Consider the following 17,135-nt stretch of genomic DNA (forward strand, 5'->3'; position numbering starts at 1 on the left):
CCCGGCCGCGCCGCGGCCGGCGCACGGGCCTGGGCCCGCCTCCGCCCCCTCCGGGGCGCCCGGTGGCGCGGTCGTGGCGGGTCGTGGTCCGGTCTCCGCGCCGCCCGCCGCCGGCCCTGTGTCGTCCGCGCCGCCCGCTGCCGGTCCCGTTCCCGCGCCGCGCGCCGCCGGTCCCGTGTCCGGGCCGCCGGCGGCCGCTGATTCCTCCGGCGAGTCCGGGTCGCCGGCAGGGTCACCGACAGGGGACGGCGGGTCCGGGGGTTCCGGCGGCGGGCAGCCCGCGGTGCCGCCGTTCCCGGCGCTGTCGAAGCGGGACGAGGACGACCCGAAGGACAGCTGAACGTCCTTCGCCGGGTCTCAGGACGCGGACACCGGCGGGTTGGCGGCCGTCGGTGTCTCGTCCGGGTCCTCCGACAGGACCGCGACGAGCCCGGTGACCGCGGCGCCGAAGGCGGGGCGCAGCTGGTAGCCGGAGTGGCCGTCGACCTTGGGGAACACCGTGTCACCCGCGGCGATGTCGAATCCCGGCGGGTCGGCCAGCCGTACATCCCGTGCGGTGGGCGACTGCACCGGGCCGCCGATCGGATCGGTGTCCCGCCAGAGGTTGACCCAACGGGGGCCGTGCTGACCCGCGTCGAGGACGCCATCCTCGGCACGGGCCAGCACTGCGCCGATCCGTCCCAGCACCGCGTCGTTGACGTAGGCGGGGAAGAACCTCGCGTACAGGCGGCGCAGCGGCGAACCGTAGGTCAGCAGCGCGGTCCTCGCCTGCGCCTCCGGGGGCAGCTGCAGGACGGTCGCGGCGGCCAGGACGCTGCCCTGGCTGTGCCCGGACAGGATGACCCCGCCCTGCTCGGCGGCGAGCCACCCGGCGCGGCGGGCGAGCTCCGGCACGACCCGCTCGGCGTAGCAGGGCGGCGCGAGGGGGTGCGCGGACCGGGGCCAGAACGTGCCGAGGTCCCAGAGCACGCCGACGATCCGGCGGAAGCGCTGATACCGGTACGCCAGCACACCGATGAACACGAGCGCGAACGCGGCCAGGCCGATGAGGTAGGTGCCCAGGTTGACGACGGCCGACATCACCTCGGCGGCCGCGGACCCTGAGTCCGCGAGCCGGATCGGCCGCCGTCCGAGCAGCGCGAACCCGGTCGCGACGACCGCGGCCGCGGCGGTCGGGACGAACACCCAGACGAGCATGCGGCCGACGTGGTCGGTGACGAGGGCGTCGGCGACGGCGGTGTCGATGTGCCTCGCCCGCTCCGGGTCGCGCTGCCGCCCGCCGCGGAAGTCGGCGTCGGTGACGACCCGGGCGTACCGGCGCAGGCGGCGCACCAGCGGCACCCCCATGACCAGCCCGACGAGCGCCGCCAGCACGAGCAGCAGGACGAAGCCGGCGGCGGCCCACTCGTACGCGGGCGGCGGCTCCAGCGACAAGGGTGTCTCGGCGTAGTCGGCGGTGGTGGCGAGGGCACGCCGGTTGAGCAGGTCGGCGACCCGGTAGGCCATGGCGGCGGCGAACGCGGCGGCGACACCGAGGCCGATGCTCGCGATCAACGGCCCCGCGAGCCCCTGCAGGAACGTGCCCCGTGGCCGCGTCGCGAGGACGACCCCGCCGAGGATCAGCATGAGCAGGACCTGCACGGCGAAGAGCACGGTGACGGTGCCGCTGAACACCGGCATCCGGCCGCTCGCCTGCCACGGGTCGCGTCCGAGGCAGCTGTACGCCAGGACCAGGCCGGTCAGCACGACCGCGGCGTGGCTCATGACCCTGGTGAACGGCTTCGCCCAGCGGGCGGGCGCGTCGCGGTGCACGACGGCGGTCAGGGTCACCGCGGCGAACGCTGCCAGCAGGATCACCGCGGTCGCGGCGGCGAGGGCGTAGCCGGCCGGGTGCCGGTCGTGCGGCACGAGGACCCCGAGCAGCACCGCGTCGAGGGTGCCGAACGCGACCGCGATGTGCAGCGACCGGAGCCGGCCGACGAGGGGCCGGCCGTTCCAGAAGCACGGGTGGGCGAGCCCGTCGCCGTCGCCGTCGGTCGTGACCGGGAACGCCTCGTAGCGGGCCCAGGTGCGCCGGCCGAGGAACCACAGGAACGCGATCGCGAGGGCGGGGACCAGGGCGGTGACGGCGAGCCGGCGGCCGGTCGTCAGGTCGACGAGGACGGCCAGGTAGCCGCGGCCCTCCAGGCACCGGGCCTGGGCCGCGCACTGCCAGCCGACGAGGTCCATCGAGATCTCGATGAACGACAGCACGAACGACGCGGTCATGGTCAGCGCGAAGACGCGGGTCAGGGCGCGGATCGTCGCCCTGGCCCGGACGCCGACGTCGGGGCGCAGCCAGATGGCCACGTTGGCGAGCATGAACGGCAGCAGGAGCAGCCAGAGCGCGCGGGCGGCGGCGCCGGCGGTGAGGTTGCCCCAGCGGTACGCCTCCAGGGTCACGCCGCCCGGGCCGGTGACCGCGCCGTACTCCACGCGGGGGCGGAAGAACCCGGCCTCGGTGTCGCCCGCGACCCGCCGCAGCAGCGGCCTGTCGAGGACGTCCTCGGCCGGGGTACCGGTGACGCCGTGCACCCGCAATTCGGTGACCACGGCCTATGGCTACCGCTTGCGGGCCGCTGTGTCTAGAAGGCTCCCGCGCCGAGTGCGGCCAGTGCGGTGTGGACCATGACGCGGACGCCGTAGCCGATCGAGCGCTCGTCGACGTCGAACGCCGACTGGTGGATGTCGAACTTCTGGTCCGACCCCGGCACCCCGACGCCGAGCCGGATCATCGAGCCGGGGACCTCGTCGAGGTAGAACGCGAAGTCCTCGCCGCCCATGCTGATCTCGGCCTCGACGACCCGGTCCGGGCCGAGGGCCGCGCCGGCGGCACCGGCGACGACCGCGGTGGCGAGCCGGTCGTTGACGACGGGCGGCACGCCGCGGGTGTACTTGACCTCGACGTCGGCGCCGGTGGGCGCGATGACGTCGTGGACGAGCTTGGTCACCAGCTCCGGCACGTCGCGCCAGGCGTCGCGGCTGAGCACGCGGATGGTGCCGCGGGCGACGCCCTCGATCGGGATCGCGTTGGCCGCCTCGCCGGCCCGCACGGCGCCCCACACCATGGAGACCCCGGCGCGGGCGTCGAGCTTGCGGTCCAGCAGCGACGGCACGTCGACGAGGATCCGGCCGAGCGCGTGGACGAGGTCGGCGGTCAGGTGCGGCCGGGCGGTGTGCCCGCCGCGGCCGGTGAGCCGGACCTCGATCTTGTCGGCGGCGGCGGTGAACGGCCCGGAGCGGACCCCGACCAGCCCGACCGGCAGCTGCGGCGCGCAGTGCAGGGCGTAGATCGCGGCGACGTCCTTCAGGCCGCCGGCGGCGATGACCTCGGGCGCGCCGCCCGGCATGGTCTCCTCGGCCGGCTGGAAGAGCAGCCGCACGCGGCCGGGCAGCTCGTCGCGCTCGGCGAGCTGCGCCAGGGCGAGGCCGACGCCGAGCAGGATCGTGGTGTGCACGTCGTGGCCGCAGGCGTGGCAGACGTTGTCGACGGTGGACCGGTAGGGCACGTCCTTGGTGTCCGGCAGCGGCAGCGCGTCGAGGTCGGCGCGCAGCGCGATGACCCGGTCGCCATAGCCGATGTCGCACATGACGCCGTTGCCCTTGGGCAGCATGCGGGGCGACAGACCGGCGCGGGTCAGCTCGCGGGCGACGAGGGCCGCCGTCTCGAACTCCTGGCCGGAGAGCTCCGGATGCGCGTGAATGTGACGTCGGACGGCTACGAGCTCGGCACCCCGGGAGGTGAGCCAGCGGTCGAGCTGACCGGGCAACGGATCGGCCCCGGGTGGAGTCTCGGGCCAGGACGACGTCAACTTGCTGACCCGGGCCGCCGCGGCGGCTGGATCGGGCAGCGTCAGCGCTCTCGTCACGGTGAGTTCTCTATTTCGGTCTAAAGGAGCGGCCCGCCCCATGCGTGCCACGGACAGACTAACTGGGTCAAGGTGACGGAGCGCAACATCATTCTCGTGATGCTGGGATAGCTGAGCGTCACTTGATTGGAACTGGAGGCGTAAAGATGCTGGCCTCGTCGGAAGTGAGCGTTCCGCTTCAGCCAAGAACCCCTCACCTCCTACAACGGGTGACAGGCGCCACGGTCACGTGGTGTCGCGAGTAACTTTTCGCTTCGCCGCCGCGTGCAGCGTCGCCGCAGATCAACGCACAGTGACGGAAGACGTCGCAGAGTGGCATGAACCAAGGGGTCGGCGCCGCACCGCGCGTCCGTCCAACCCCTCTGATCGGCAGGCGCACCCGAAAATCCAGGGAAACGTAGTCCCCCGATGTTCCAGATGCGTTTCTGTCCCCTGCGTAGACGCCCCTCCGTACCCTTCGGGTTCCCAGAATTCGAAGATTCAACCCAACCGTTTCAGTAGCGCGACATGATCAACACGGAGCGTTGCGCTCAGGTCACGGTCCGGTGAAGGGGAGGACCCCACCTTTCTTTGCTGGCGAGCAGCACGCAAGATAGGGGGTGACCGCGGTCGTACAGCGAGAAAGTCATCTCCCCTCCATGACGACGGTTTACTGCCTGTGACTCAGCTCCCGACGTGGCACGGCGAGCCGCTGCCACCCACCGGCGCCCTGGCCTCCGCCGGAGCCGGGCGTGATCCTGCGCGCGGCCCTGAGCAGCGGGAGCCCCGCGAGCCTGGCTCCACGAGCATGCCCGTGCCCGGGCAGCGCGCCGCCCCGGGCGTGGTGATCGGTGGGCGCTATGCGCTGCGCACCGCCATCGGTCACGGCGGCATGGGCACCGTCTGGCGTGCCAGCGACACGGTGTTGCGCCGTGACGTGGCCGTCAAAGAGGTGATCCTGCCGCCCAACATGGCACCCAGCGACCGCGACTCGATGTATCAGCGGACGCTGCGCGAGGCCCGCGCGGCGGCGGCGCTGTCGCATCCTGCCGTCGTCCAGGTGTATGACGTCGTCACCGAGGCCGGCCGCCCATGGATCGTCATGGAGCTGCTCCAGGCCCGCAGCCTCGCCGAGATGATCGTCGAGGACGGCCCCCTCGCCGCCCGTGCGGTCGCCAAGATCGGCATCGCGCTGCTCGGCGCGCTCGAGGTCGCCCACGCCGCCGGCGTGCTGCACCGCGACGTCAAACCGGCCAACGTCCTCATCGCCGGCGACGGCCGCTGCGTGCTCACCGACTTCGGCGTGGCCCGCATGCCCACCGACAGCGAGCTGACCACGCCCGGCATGGTGCTCGGCTCGCCGCACTTCATCTCCCCCGAGCGGGCGATCGGTGCCAAGTTCGGCCCGCCGAGCGACCTGTTCTCCCTCGGCGTGACGCTCTACACGGCCGTCGAGGGCCGCCCGCCGTTCGACCGGCGCGACCCCTTCGAGACGATGCGCGCGGTCGTCGAGGAGCCGCCGGCCCAGGCGGTCCGCGCCGGCCCGCTCGCCGGCGTGCTCTATGGCCTGCTGGAGAAGGATCCCGCCCGCCGCTGGAACGTGGAGACCGCCCGCGCGGTCCTGCGCGACCTGCTCGCGGGCCCGCTGGCCAGCAACGCGCCGGCCCACATGACCGACCCCTATGCGGTGGTCCGGCCCACGCACCAGCCGACGGTCGTGACCCCGCAGCACACCCCGACCGGCCAGATCGGCGGCCGGGCCATGATGGCCCCCGGCGAGACGGTCAGCGGCGCCATGCGGCGCATGCACTCCGGCGGCGGCGCACCGGCCCAGGGCGGCGCGCAGCACGAGGCCGAGCTGGAGCGCACCGACGCCAGCCGCTTCGCGGCCTACCAGGACGGCCCGCTCGGCACCACCGACTGGACCCAGGCCCCCGCCGAGCCGCCCAAGCAGCCCGGCACCGACCTCAAGCGCATCGTCACCCAGGCACCGACCTGGGCGAAGGTCACCGTCGCCGCGGGCGTCGTGGTCGTCCTGATCCTGGTGGTCTCGATGTCCGGGCTCTTCTCCGGCGGCGGCTCCGGCGACCAGACCGGCAAGGGCCCGGCCACCGCGTCGAGCGGGCCGGCCAAGCCACTGCTGGACGTCGAGGCCTTCTCCCACCCCGGCGGCATCACGGTCAACGTCCCGAAGGGCTGGACGCGGAAGGAGATGGGCGCCGCGACCGCGCCCTACTTCGACATCACCGACCCGGCCGACCCCAACCGCCGCATCCGCGTCAACATCGAGAAGGCGTCCAACACGCCGCGGGCCTTCCTGCAGAGCGCGGAGAACCGGCTGAAGAACACCCCGGCCAGCTGCGCCGCGCCGTACAACCACGTCGACATGACCGACAACAAGCTCGACGGCCACGACGCGGCGGTCCTGGAGTACACCTGCGGCACCGGCGACCAGCAACGCCACGCCCTGTGGAACGCCGTCGTCATCAGCGGCAAGAGCTACCACTTCTTCGTGACCGTGCCCGAGGCCAAGTTCGCCGACAGCAAGGTCATCTTCGAGGAGATGGTCCACTCCTTCAAGCTGACGGCCGCGTCCCCCGGCACCTCCACCGGCCAGTAACCGAAGCGGGCGCCGCCTCCACTTTCCCGGAGGCGGCCCGCCCGCCCCGGTTCCCTTCACATCGCCCAACCTTCCCGGCCGGGGACCAGCCAGGCGATCTTCGTCCTGATCTTTCTTCCGCGGACCACGCGTGCCCCAGGAACCCACCCTTGCCACGCGCACTTTCTCCAAGATTCGGGCATACCGCACACGCTTCTCCGAGGGCTCGGGCACGCCGCACACGCTTCTCCGACACCCCGCGCTGGCCCGCCGGCCCCACTTCCCACAGGCGCCCCGCGAAGTCCACTGCCCACCGGCCGCCGCCATCATGATCGAAGGCCGAATCCGGCCGCCCGCACGACCAGAACCGTCCTTGGATCACCACGGCGGCGCCAGCAACCCGACGGTCCCAAGGCGGACCTCCACCACGACTAATCAGACACAGCAGCTAAACCCGGATGAATACGCCCATCGCTACGGACACCGCTCCTTCGCTGCCATGATCCAAGGACGGATCCGGCCGCCCGCACGACCAGAACCGTCCTTGGATCACCACGACGACGGAGCCGCACCGTAGGTCAGGGCGGCCACAAGCCACGGCGCCCCACATCAGATGCGCCCGCACGGGCTGTTCTGCCACGCATGGCGGTGAGGACGCCGGTGAGGATGGGGACGCCATGCGGCCACCGCACCACAGCCCACCCGCCCACGAGGCCCGCCCACCACACCCGCACGGCCCACCACCCCACGACCGATGATCGAAGGACGGATCCGGCTGCCCACACGACCAGAACCGTCCTTGGATCACGACGGCGACGGACACCGCGCTGCTGGACCGCGGCGGAGTGCCGGGGTCGTCTCGCTCAGCCGGACCCGGCCACCATGCCCACGTGGCTGGCGTCCCTCTACGGATGATCGAAGGACGGAGCCGGCTGCGCGCACGACCATAACTGTCCTTGGATCACGCGGAGGGCGACCACCGGCTGCGGCGTAGACGCGTCGCTTGGTCTGCCACGCGTCTCGGCGCGGGCAGTGCGTCGCGCGGCGGCGCGTTGGGGCCGCGGGTGAGAATCCCCGCCGGGACCCGCCGCGACAGCGGTGGGGCGGAAGCCACAGCGTGCTAAGAACGACGGATGAGTGATCTGCGCGCCGAAGCGGAGGCCTGGCTGGCCGACGACCCCGATCCCGCGGGGCGGGAGGAGCTGCGGGCGGTGCTCGACGACGAGCGGGAGCTGCGGGAGCGGTTCGCGGGGCCGTTGACGTTCGGGACGGCGGGGCTGCGGGGGCCGTTGCGGGCGGGGCCCAACGGCATGAACCTCGCCGTGGTCCGCGGGGCGGCGGCGGGGCTGGTGCGCTGGCTGGCGGAGACGGGGGCTGAGGGGCCGCTCGTCGTCGGGTACGACGCCCGCCACGGCTCGAAGGCGTTCGCCGACGAGACCGCCAGGGTGGCGACGGGTGCCGGGCGCCGGGCGCTGGTGCTGCCGGGGCCGCTGCCGACGCCGGTGCTCGCGTTCGCGGTGCGGCACCTGAAGGCGGCGGCCGGGGTCATGGTGACCGCGAGCCACAACCCGCCGCAGGACAACGGCTACAAGGTGTACCTGGGCGACGGGTCGCAGATCGTGCCGCCCGCGGACAAGGAGATCGAGCGGGCGATCCGGGGCGTGGGGCCGCTGCTGGACGTGCCGCTGGGCGACCCGGGCGAGACGCTGGGTGAGGACATCGTCGACGCGTACGTCGACGGGGCGCTGCGGACCGTCGACCCTGAGGTGCCCAGGGATCTCGTCGTGGCGTACACGCCAATGCACGGCGTCGGGAAGGACGTCTTCGTCAGGGCGGTCGTCGAGGCCGGCCACCAGGCGCCCGCGATCGTCCGGGAGCAGGCCGAGCCCGATCCGGACTTCCCGACCGTGGCGTTCCCCAACCCGGAGGAGCCGGGCGCGACCGACCTGCTGCTGGCGCTCGCCGACGACGTGGACGCGGACATCGCGATCGCGAACGACCCGGACGCGGACCGGTGCGCCGTGGCGTACAAGGACGGAAACCGCTGGCGGCTGCTGCGGGGCGACGAGGTGGGGGTGCTGCTCGCCGACCACCTGATCCGCCGGGGCGTCAAGGGCCGGTACGCGACCACGATCGTCAGCTCCAGCCTGCTGTCGCGCATGTGCGAGGCGCACGGGCTCCCCTACGGCGAGACGCTGACCGGCTTCAAGTGGATCGTCAGGGCCGGCGACGACCTGGTCTACGGGTATGAGGAGGCGCTGGGGTACTGCGTCGCGCCCACCCACGTCCGCGACAAGGACGGGATCACCGCCGCGCTGCTGGTGTGCGAGCTGGCCGCGGGGCTGAAGTCCGAGTTCAAGCACCTCGGCGACCGCCTCGACGAGCTGGCGCTGCGGCACGGCGTCCACGCGACGGACCAGCTGAGCGTCCGCGTCGACGACCTCGCCGACATCGCGGCGGCGATGGACACGATCCGGCGGAAGCCGCCGGCGGCGCTGCTCGACGAGCCGGTCCACGCGGTCGAGGACCTGCTGCCGGACGCGGACGTGCTGATCGTGCGCGCCGGCACGACGCGGGTGGTGGTGCGGCCGTCGGGGACGGAGCCGAAGCTGAAGGCGTACCTGGAGGTGGTCGTCCCGGTGACCGGCAGCGACATCAGGGCCGCCCGCGAGACGGCCCAGGCGTCGCTGGCCGCCCTGCGGACCGAGACCGCCGCCGCGCTGGGGCTATAGCGTCACCGCGACGGCCGCCGCGCTGGGGCTCTAGCGTCACCGAGACCGCCGCCGCGCTCGGGCTACAGGGTCACCGAGAAAACCGTCGACGCGGCCAGCTTCTGGAACTCCTGCAGGGCCGCCTGGGAGCTGTCCGGCCGCGTGTCGCCCTTGGGGGCGTTCGGCGAGTCGAAGTAGACGAGGGCCTTGATCGCGGGGAACCGTCCGAGCTGCTGGCGGACCGTCGAGTAGATCCAGGCCTTCTGCGCGGGGTCGGCGGCGTGCTCGTACACGCCCCACTCGGCGATCATGAGCGGCTTGTTGCCATGGGTGCGGGTGACCCAGGTGTAGAAGCCGGGCCACCTCGCCGGGTCGGAGGTGCGGTCGACCAGGTAGGCGAAGTCGCCGTGGCCGTAGCCGCCGGGCTTGGCGAAGAGGTACGGATCCATGCCGACCCAGTCGACGACGTCGTCCCCCGGGTACAGGTCGCCGAACCACGGCTGCACGCACCACGGCTCGTACGCCATGTAGACCATGACGAAGACGACGTTGGTGACGCCGGCGGCGCGCAGGCGCAGGACGGTGTGCCGGAACATGGCGGCGTAGTCGCGGGCGGTCATGCCGCCGCCGGCGCGCACGTCGTTCTCCGGCTCGTGGTGCAGCGTGACGAACAGCTTGCCCGGAAACGCCTTCAGCCTGGCGGCGGCGCGGTCGATGCGGTCGTCCTGCCCGCCGGCGGCGACGTCGGCCCAGGTGGTGCCCCAGGCGACCTTCCAGTTGGCGAAGAGGATCCGTTTGCGCGACTGCTGCACCACGGCGATCTCGTCGGCGGTCGGCCAGACCTCGTCGCCGCGGTGGTAGGAGTGCAGGATGTCGGCGGGGCGGCCGGTGGTGCGCTCGAAGTTGGCGAGGGCCTTCGACGACGACAGGTCGGTGAAGGCGCCGGGCGCGACGCCCCACAGCAGGCCGCAGCCGGGCACCAGCTTGGCGCTGAGCGCGCAGCGGTTGGCCTCGGCGGCCTTCGACGCGGTCGGCTTGCCCGAAGGAGCCGGCCTGCCCGGCGACGACGACACCGCGCCGAGGCCGGCCTTGTCGGCGTTTTGCGGCGTCTGTACTGATGCCGCCCGCGGCTCGGGTCGCCTGGCGGCCGTGGCGGCGAGCGCGCCGGAGCCGACGAGGACCCCGACCGTGACGGCGACGGCGAGGACTGGATGGGTGCGCAGGAACGAGCGTCGGTGCTTCATCGCCGGTCACCGTAGGCCGACGCTCAGCTCCTGGGGCAATGCCTGACCAGCGGGAATCCCCCGATCCGGCGACGAGACTTAAGGCGCGCCTCAGAAACGGGGCATGCCGCCGAACTGCCGGTCGCCCGCGTCGCCGAGGCCCGGGACGATGTACATCCGCTCGTTGAGCTTCTCGTCGATCGCGGCGGTGACGAGCCGGATCGGCAGCCCCGAGTCGGCGAGCCGCTCGATGCCGGCGGGCGCGGCGAGGACGCACAGGACGGTGATGTCGGTCGCACCCCGGTCGACGAGCAGCCGGACGCAGTGCTCCAGGGAGCCGCCGGTGGCGAGCATCGGGTCGAGGACGAGCACCGGGATGCCCTTGAGGTCACCGGGCAGCGACTCCATGTAGGCGCGCGGCTCGAAGGTCTCCTCGTCGCGGGCCAGCCCGACGAACCCCATCGACGACTCGGGCAGCAGGGCGAGGGCCGAGTCGGCCATGCCGAGGCCGGCCCGCAGGACCGGCACCAGCAGCGGCGGGTTGGCCAGGCGCGTGCCCTCGGCCACCGCGACCGGGGTCTGCACCGGGAACTGCTCGGTGGCGAACGACCTGGCGGCCTCATACACCAGCATCGTGGTGAGCTCGTGCAACGCGGCACGGAACTGGCCGTTGTCGGTCCGTTCGTCACGCATCGCGGTCAGTCGCGACTTGGCCAGGGGGTGATCCACCACGAGTACGTCCACAGGGACTGAGCTTAGACTCAGGCCATGACCCTCACCGCCGAGGTCGCGCGCTCAGAAGGCGCCCTGCGGACCTTCCTGCACGGTTTGCCCGGTGTCGACCAGGTAGGCGCGGAACAACGCGCCGCCATGCTGGGCACCCGGTCGATCAAGACGACGGCGAAGGCGCAGGCGCTGGACCTGGCGATCCGCATGGTGGACCTGACCACCCTCGAAGGCTCCGACACCCCCGGCAAGGTCCGGGCGCTGTGCGCGAAGGCGGTCCGGCCCGACCCGGCCGACCCGACGTGCCCCAGCGCCGCCGCGATCTGCGTGTACCCGTCGATGATCGCCGTCGCCGCCGAGGCGCTGCGCGGCAGCGGGGTGCACCTGGCGAGCGTCGCGACCGCGTTCCCGTCGGGGCAGGCGCCGCTGGAGGTCAAGCTCGCCGACACCCGCGCCGCGGTCGCCGACGGCGCCGACGAGATCGACATGGTGATCAAGCGGGGGGCGTTCCTCGCCGGCCGCTACGCGGAGGTCCACGACGAGATCGTGGCGATCAAGGAGGCGTGCGGCGACGCGCACCTCAAGGTCATCCTGGAGACCGGTGAGCTGGCGACGCTCGACAACGTGCGGCGCGCCTCCTGGCTGGCGATGCTGGCCGGCGCCGACTTCATCAAGACCTCGACCGGCAAGATCCAGCCGGCCGCGACGATGCCGGTGACGCTGGTCATGCTGGAGGCCGTTCGCGACTTCCGGGCCGCGACCGGCCGGACCATCGGCGTGAAGCCCGCCGGCGGCATCCGCACCGCCAAGGACGCGATCAAGTACCTGGTCATGGTCAACGAGACCGCCGGCCCCGACTGGCTGGACCCAGACCTGTTCCGCTTCGGCGCCTCCACGCTGCTCAACGACCTGCTCATGCAGCGCACCAAGCTTGCCACCGGCCACTACTCGGGCCCCGACTACTTCACCTTGGACTAGAGCGATGGACTTTCAGTACGCACCCGCGCCGGAGTCACGCTCGGTCGTCGACATCCGGTCCTCCTACGGCCTGTTCATCAACGGCGCCTTCGTCGACGGGCGGGGCGAGTCGTTCAAGTCGATCAACCCGGCCACCGAGGAGGCCCTGGCCGACATCGCCACCGCATCCTCGGAGGACGTCGATGCGGCGGTACGAGCCGCGCGCCACGCCTTCGACACCGTCTGGGGCCCGATGCCCGGGCGGGAGCGCGCCAAGTACCTCTTCCGCATCGCCCGGATCATCCAGGAGCGGGCCCGGGAGCTGGCGGTGCTCGAGTCCATCGACAACGGCAAGCCGATCCGGGAGTCCCGCGACGTCGACGTCCCCCTCGTCGCGGCCCACTTCTTCTACTACGCGGGCTGGGCCGACAAGCTGCCGTACGCCGGGTTCGGGCCCGACCCGCGGCCGCTCGGTGTCGCCGCTCAGGTCATCCCGTGGAACTTTCCGTTGTTGATGTTGGCGTGGAAGATCGCGCCGGCGCTCGCCGCGGGCAACACGGTCGTGCTGAAGCCGGCCGAGACGACGCCGCTGACGGCGCTGCTCTTCGCCGAGATCTGCCAGCAGGCGGACCTGCCGCCGGGCGTGGTCAACATCGTCACCGGCGCCGGTGACACCGGCCGGCTGCTCGTCGAGCACGACGGCGTCGACAAGGTGGCCTTCACCGGCTCCACCGAGGTCGGCCGGGCGATCGCCCGGGCGGTCGCCGGCACCCGCAAGCGGCTCACGCTGGAGCTCGGCGGTAAGGCCGCCAACATCGTCTTCGACGACGCGGCCCTCGACCAGGCGGTCGAGGGCGTCGTCAACGGCATCTTCTTCAACCAGGGGCACGTCTGCTGCGCCGGCTCCCGGCTGCTGCTGCAGGAGTCGATCGCCGACGGGTTCCTCGACGCGCTGAAGCGGCGGATGGCCCAGCTGCGGGTCGGCGACCCGCTGGACAAGAACACCGACGTCGGCGCGATCAACTCCTCGGCGCAGCTGGCCCGGATCCGGCAGCTGTCGCAGATCGGCGAGGACGAGGGCGCTGCCCGGTGGTCGGCGCCCTGCGACCTGCCCGACCGCGGCTTCTGGTTCGCCCCGACGATCTTCACGGGCGTCACGCAGGCGCACCGGATCGCCCGCGAGGAGATCTTCGGTCCCGTCCTGTCGGTGCTGACGTTCCGTACCCCGGACGAGGCCGTCGAGAAGGCCAACAACACGCCATACGGGCTGTCCGCCGGGGTGTGGACCGAGAAGGGGTCGCGCATCCTGCACGTCGCGGACCGGCTCCGGGCCGGCGTGGTGTGGGCCAACACGTTCAACAAGTTCGACCCGACGTCACCCTTCGGCGGCTACAAGGAGTCCGGCTACGGCCGCGAGGGCGGCCGTCACGGGCTGGAGGCCTACCTTGAGCACTGAGTCACCGGCGCGTCTCGCCGTCCGTAAGACGTACAAGCTCTACATCGGCGGCGCGTTTCCCCGCAGCGAGTCCGGGAGGTCCTACCAGGTGCACTCCGCCTCCGGCGACTTCCTCGCCAACGCCGCGCTCGGCTCCCGCAAGGACGCCCGCGACGCGGTCAAGGCGGCCCGCGCGGCGGCCGGCAAGTGGGCCGGCGCGACCGCCTACAACCGCGGCCAGATCCTGTACCGGGTCGCCGAGATGCTCGAAGGCCGCCACGACCAGTTCGTGAGCGAGGTGAAGGCGGCCGAGGGCGGGTCGCGCAAGGAGGCCGCCGCGCAGGTGGACGCCGCGATCGACCGCTGGGTCTGGTACGCGGGCTGGTCGGACAAGCTCGCGCAGGTCCACGGCGGCGCCAACCCGGTCGCCGGGCCGTACTTCAACCTGTCCGCGCCGGAGCCGACCGGCGTCGTCGCCGTCGTCGCGCCCGCCGCGTCGTCGCTGCTGGGCCTGGTCAGCGTGATCGCGCCGGCGATCGTGACCGGCAACACCGTCGTGGTGATCGCCTCCACCGACCGGCCGCTGCCGGCGGTCACGCTCACCGAGGTCCTCGCCACCTCGGACCTGCCCGGCGGGGTCGTCAACGTGCTCACCGGTAAGGTCGCCGAGATCGCGCCGTGGCTGGCGGCCCACATGGACGTGAACGCCGTCGATCTCACGGGTGTGACGGACACCACCCTCGCGAAGGAATTGGAAGTCGCGGCGGCGGAAAACCTGAAACGGGTGATCCGACCTGCGGACCCGGACTGGACGGCCGATCCTGGGGTGTCCCGCATGGTGGCCCTACTGGAGATCAAGACGGTCTGGCACCCCAAGGGGGTCTGACCGTCGCCAACCGGGCACACTAGGGTGTTTGTGCGCGAGGCCATCTCAGTGAGCAGTGTGCCCGCACGCCGAGCCGACTACGGAGGTCACAGTGGCCCGCCAGTCTTCCCGTCCGTCCTCATCACGTCCGGCGTCGTCGCGCCCAGCGGCAGCGAAGAAGAGCACGCCGGCGCCCGCCGTCACCGAGCCTGAGATCTCGGACACGACCGAGACGGCCGACGTCATCGACGACGTCGACGCGGTCGAGGCCATTGAGGCCACCGAGGACGACGAGGTCGAGGCGCTGTCCGACGACGACGAGTCCGACGACTCCGACGCCGACTTCGACGAGGAGGAGGGCGGCAGGGAGCGCTCCGCGCAGGCCGACGCGATGTGGGAGGACGTCAACGTCCAGCCGGTCGAGATCGCGCTGCCGAAGGGCGTGGGCTACACGCTGCGGGCCTACCGGCTGTCGACCGAGCTGACGCCGACCGAGGTGGACGAGGAGGAGGACGACTTCGCGATCCTCCACCGCCGTGAGGCGGACGTCGACGAGGACGAGGTCATCATCCTCGACGAGAACGCGGAGCTGTTCGAGGAGGAGCCCGCGCCGGCCGCCTCGCTCGCCAAGAAGAAGGCCAAGGACGACTCGGACTCCGACGACGAGGACGACGTCCTCGCAAAGGACAAGTCCGACGATTCGGACGAAGATGAGGACGAGGCCGACGAGGCCGACGTCATCGCCGACGAGGCTTCCGAGGAAGAGGACGACGAGGACGAGGAGGAGCCCGAGGAGGTTCCCGCGTTCCTCGGCCACCGCGGCAAGCTGCTGCTCTTCCGCAGCGTCGAGGGGCTCGTCGAGTTCGTGAAGTCCGACGCGGAGCACGACCTGCGCCAGCTCGACACCTGGGACAGCCTGCAGACCCGGATCACCGCCTCGTCGGTGGCGCCGAAGGACGAGGACCGCTACGAGCTCGACCTCGTCGTGGAGAACCTCCGCGGCGGCCAGGACGCGTGGGACGCCGACCTGCTGATCGCGGCCGGCGAGGTGGCCCGTGACCTGGCGTACTCGCTGCGGCTCGAGCCCGTCCGCACCGCCCTCTCCCCGGGCTCCCCGCTCGACGACCTCGACGAGGCCCTGCGTGCGGCGGCCGGCGGCGGCGTCAGCGGCTTCTTCGCCAAGCGGCGTCTCAAGAAAATCGGGGCACAACAGGCAGCGCTCGGTTGGCGGACGATTATTGGCAAGATTTCTGCCGCCACGGACTGGCGTGATTGATTTGTGACCGACAGGATCTAAGCCGTGAGCATCTTGGCGCGGCGGGCGAGACCCGGCCTTTGACCGGACGGGTGGCGGCGGTGCGCGACGATCAGCCGAGAACGGCATTCAACCGAAACGGCTGATCGCGTCACCCGCCCGCAACCTGTTTAGTAGAGGTCGTTCAGTTTGACCTGCGGTAACACACGGCGGGGCGCCGGGACACGTCCCCGCCGACGTGGTGAAAGCTCAACTGATGTCCCGAGAGGAGGACGACGCGGTGGCGCTCGTTCGGGTGTACTGCGGTCTGGCGTCGGCTGATCTCGCCGAGCCGCAGTCAAGCTCCGAAATCTGGTTGACCGTCGCGGTCGTCGACGACGCCGGCCGGCTCATCGACATCTGCGAGGTGAGCGACGACGCCGGCGGCTACGCCGAGCTCAGCGCGCTGCTCGCGCAACGCTCCGGCGGCCAGTCCGCCGTCGCGGTCGCGGCCGAGAGCGACGACCACGTCGTCACCCAGCTGCTCACCGCCGCCGGGCGCAACCTCGCCTTCACCGACGACGACTCGGCCGACGACTACGCCGAGCGCTTCGCCGACGACGAGTCGCCGGAGGAGATCCAGTCCAACGCCGCCGAGCGCCGCGCCGTGGGCCTCGCCCGCGCGCTGCAGGCCGGCGTGCTCTCCGCCGTCGGGCAGTCCCCGCCGCGCGACATGCTGCCGCTCAAGCCGGTCCTCGCCGCGCACGCCGCGGTCGTGGCCGGCCGCCAGAGCGCCGCGGCGACGCTGCGCGAGGTGCTCCGCGAGCTGTACCCGGCCGCGCTGCGGGCCTACCCGGACCCCGCCGAGGCCATCCCGCTGGCGATCCTCGACGCGCTGCCGGAGCCCGGCATCCTCGGCGGCGGCGCCGCCGGCCGTAACCGCGACGCCCAGGTCGCCAACGATCTCGCCGCGAGCGGGGTCGCCGACGCCGACACGCTCGGCGAGGCCATCACCGCGCTGCGGGTCGCGATCGCCGAGACCCCCCGCCGCACCGGCGTCAACCGGGCGCTCACCGCCGCGGTCGCCGAGACCATCCGCCAGTCCGTCGCCGCCGTCCGCGCCTGCGACGCCGCGGCCGCCTCGCTCGTCGGCGTCCTCGCCGACAAGATGAGCCCGTCGCGCCTGCCCGGACGCCAGCGCACCGGCTCGCCGCTGACCCCGGTCGTGCCGCTGCGCACCACGCCGGCCGCACCCGCCGGGCCGCTCTCCGGGCCCGCCGCCGCCGGCTCGCACGCCGCCGTCGCCGCCGTCGGCCAGGACGCCGCGCCGACCCGCACCCGGGTCGCCGCCCGGGCCGCCGAGGCCGCCCGCGCCGCCGAGTCGAGCGCCGCCAAGGCCGCGCCGGCCGCGTTCGGCGCCCAGCCCGCGCCGACCCGCACCAACGCCGCACAGGCGACCGGCGCCTCGTCAGCGGGAAGCTCGGCGGCGTGGAGGTCG

At 72.4% G+C, this 17,135-nt stretch carries 10 protein-coding genes and 2 pseudogenes; 8 read left to right on the forward strand and 4 right to left on the reverse strand.

The window, feature by feature from the left end; translation table 11 throughout:
- Nucleotides 1-340, forward strand: a pseudogene (locus AB0J72_RS57725) (hypothetical protein); the annotation flags it as partial.
- Between the two features lie 17 nt (nt 341-357).
- On the opposite strand, the gene AB0J72_RS57730 reads toward AB0J72_RS57725, so the two are convergent.
- Entirely contained in the window at nt 358-2,592 is a 2,235-nt protein-coding gene (locus tag AB0J72_RS57730; RefSeq protein WP_363417409.1) for a hypothetical protein, read from the reverse strand.
- 32 nt (nt 2,593-2,624) lie between these two features.
- A complete protein-coding gene (locus AB0J72_RS57735; RefSeq protein ID WP_344503824.1) occupies nt 2,625-3,908 on the reverse strand; it encodes an amidohydrolase in 1,284 nt (427 codons plus the stop codon).
- Nucleotides 3,909-4,566: 658 nt separating this feature from the next.
- Here AB0J72_RS57735 and AB0J72_RS57740 point away from each other — a divergent pair.
- Together AB0J72_RS57740 and AB0J72_RS57745 are read left to right on the forward strand one after the other, a co-directional pair.
- A complete protein-coding gene (locus AB0J72_RS57740) occupies nt 4,567-6,507 on the forward strand; it encodes a serine/threonine-protein kinase (protein WP_363417412.1) in 1,941 nt (646 codons plus the stop codon).
- A gap of 1,112 nt (nt 6,508-7,619) precedes the next feature.
- Complete coding sequence (locus AB0J72_RS57745) at nt 7,620-9,218, forward strand: phospho-sugar mutase (protein ID WP_363417415.1); 1,599 nt, start codon at nt 7,620-7,622, stop codon at nt 9,216-9,218.
- Between the two features lie 62 nt (nt 9,219-9,280).
- Here the strand turns inward: AB0J72_RS57745 and AB0J72_RS57750 are convergent, their stop codons facing one another.
- Nucleotides 9,281-10,441 carry an endoglucanase gene (locus AB0J72_RS57750; RefSeq protein WP_363417418.1) on the reverse strand — a complete coding sequence of 387 codons (1,161 nt, stop codon included), beginning with the start codon at nt 10,439-10,441 and terminating at the stop codon, nt 9,281-9,283.
- Nucleotides 10,442-10,531: 90 nt separating this feature from the next.
- A complete protein-coding gene (gene upp, locus AB0J72_RS57755) occupies nt 10,532-11,164 on the reverse strand; it encodes a uracil phosphoribosyltransferase (protein WP_344503829.1) in 633 nt (210 codons plus the stop codon).
- Between the two features lie 24 nt (nt 11,165-11,188).
- Between upp and deoC the strand changes: the two genes are divergently transcribed.
- The 5 genes and pseudogenes from deoC to AB0J72_RS57780 all read left to right on the forward strand — a co-directional run.
- Complete coding sequence (deoC, locus tag AB0J72_RS57760) at nt 11,189-12,124, forward strand: deoxyribose-phosphate aldolase (RefSeq protein ID WP_344503830.1); 936 nt, start codon at nt 11,189-11,191, stop codon at nt 12,122-12,124.
- Between the two features lie 4 nt (nt 12,125-12,128).
- Nucleotides 12,129-13,559 (forward strand): aldehyde dehydrogenase family protein, encoded by a 1,431-nt coding sequence (locus tag AB0J72_RS57765; protein ID WP_363417422.1) that lies wholly within the window; start codon nt 12,129-12,131, stop codon nt 13,557-13,559.
- Entirely contained in the window at nt 13,549-14,424 is an 876-nt protein-coding gene (locus AB0J72_RS57770; protein ID WP_363417425.1) for an aldehyde dehydrogenase family protein, read from the forward strand. The genes AB0J72_RS57765 and AB0J72_RS57770 overlap by 11 nt, the downstream gene beginning before the upstream one ends.
- Nucleotides 14,425-14,515: 91 nt before the next feature.
- Nucleotides 14,516-15,679, forward strand: coding sequence for a DNA primase (locus AB0J72_RS57775; protein ID WP_363417428.1), 1,164 nt, complete (start codon nt 14,516-14,518; stop codon nt 15,677-15,679).
- 235 nt (nt 15,680-15,914) lie between these two features.
- Nucleotides 15,915-17,135, forward strand: a pseudogene (locus tag AB0J72_RS57780) (transposase); the annotation flags it as partial.

It is taken from the genome of Dactylosporangium sp. NPDC049742 (assembly GCF_040674675.1).
GTDB lineage: Bacteria > Actinomycetota > Actinomycetes > Mycobacteriales > Micromonosporaceae > Dactylosporangium > Dactylosporangium maewongense.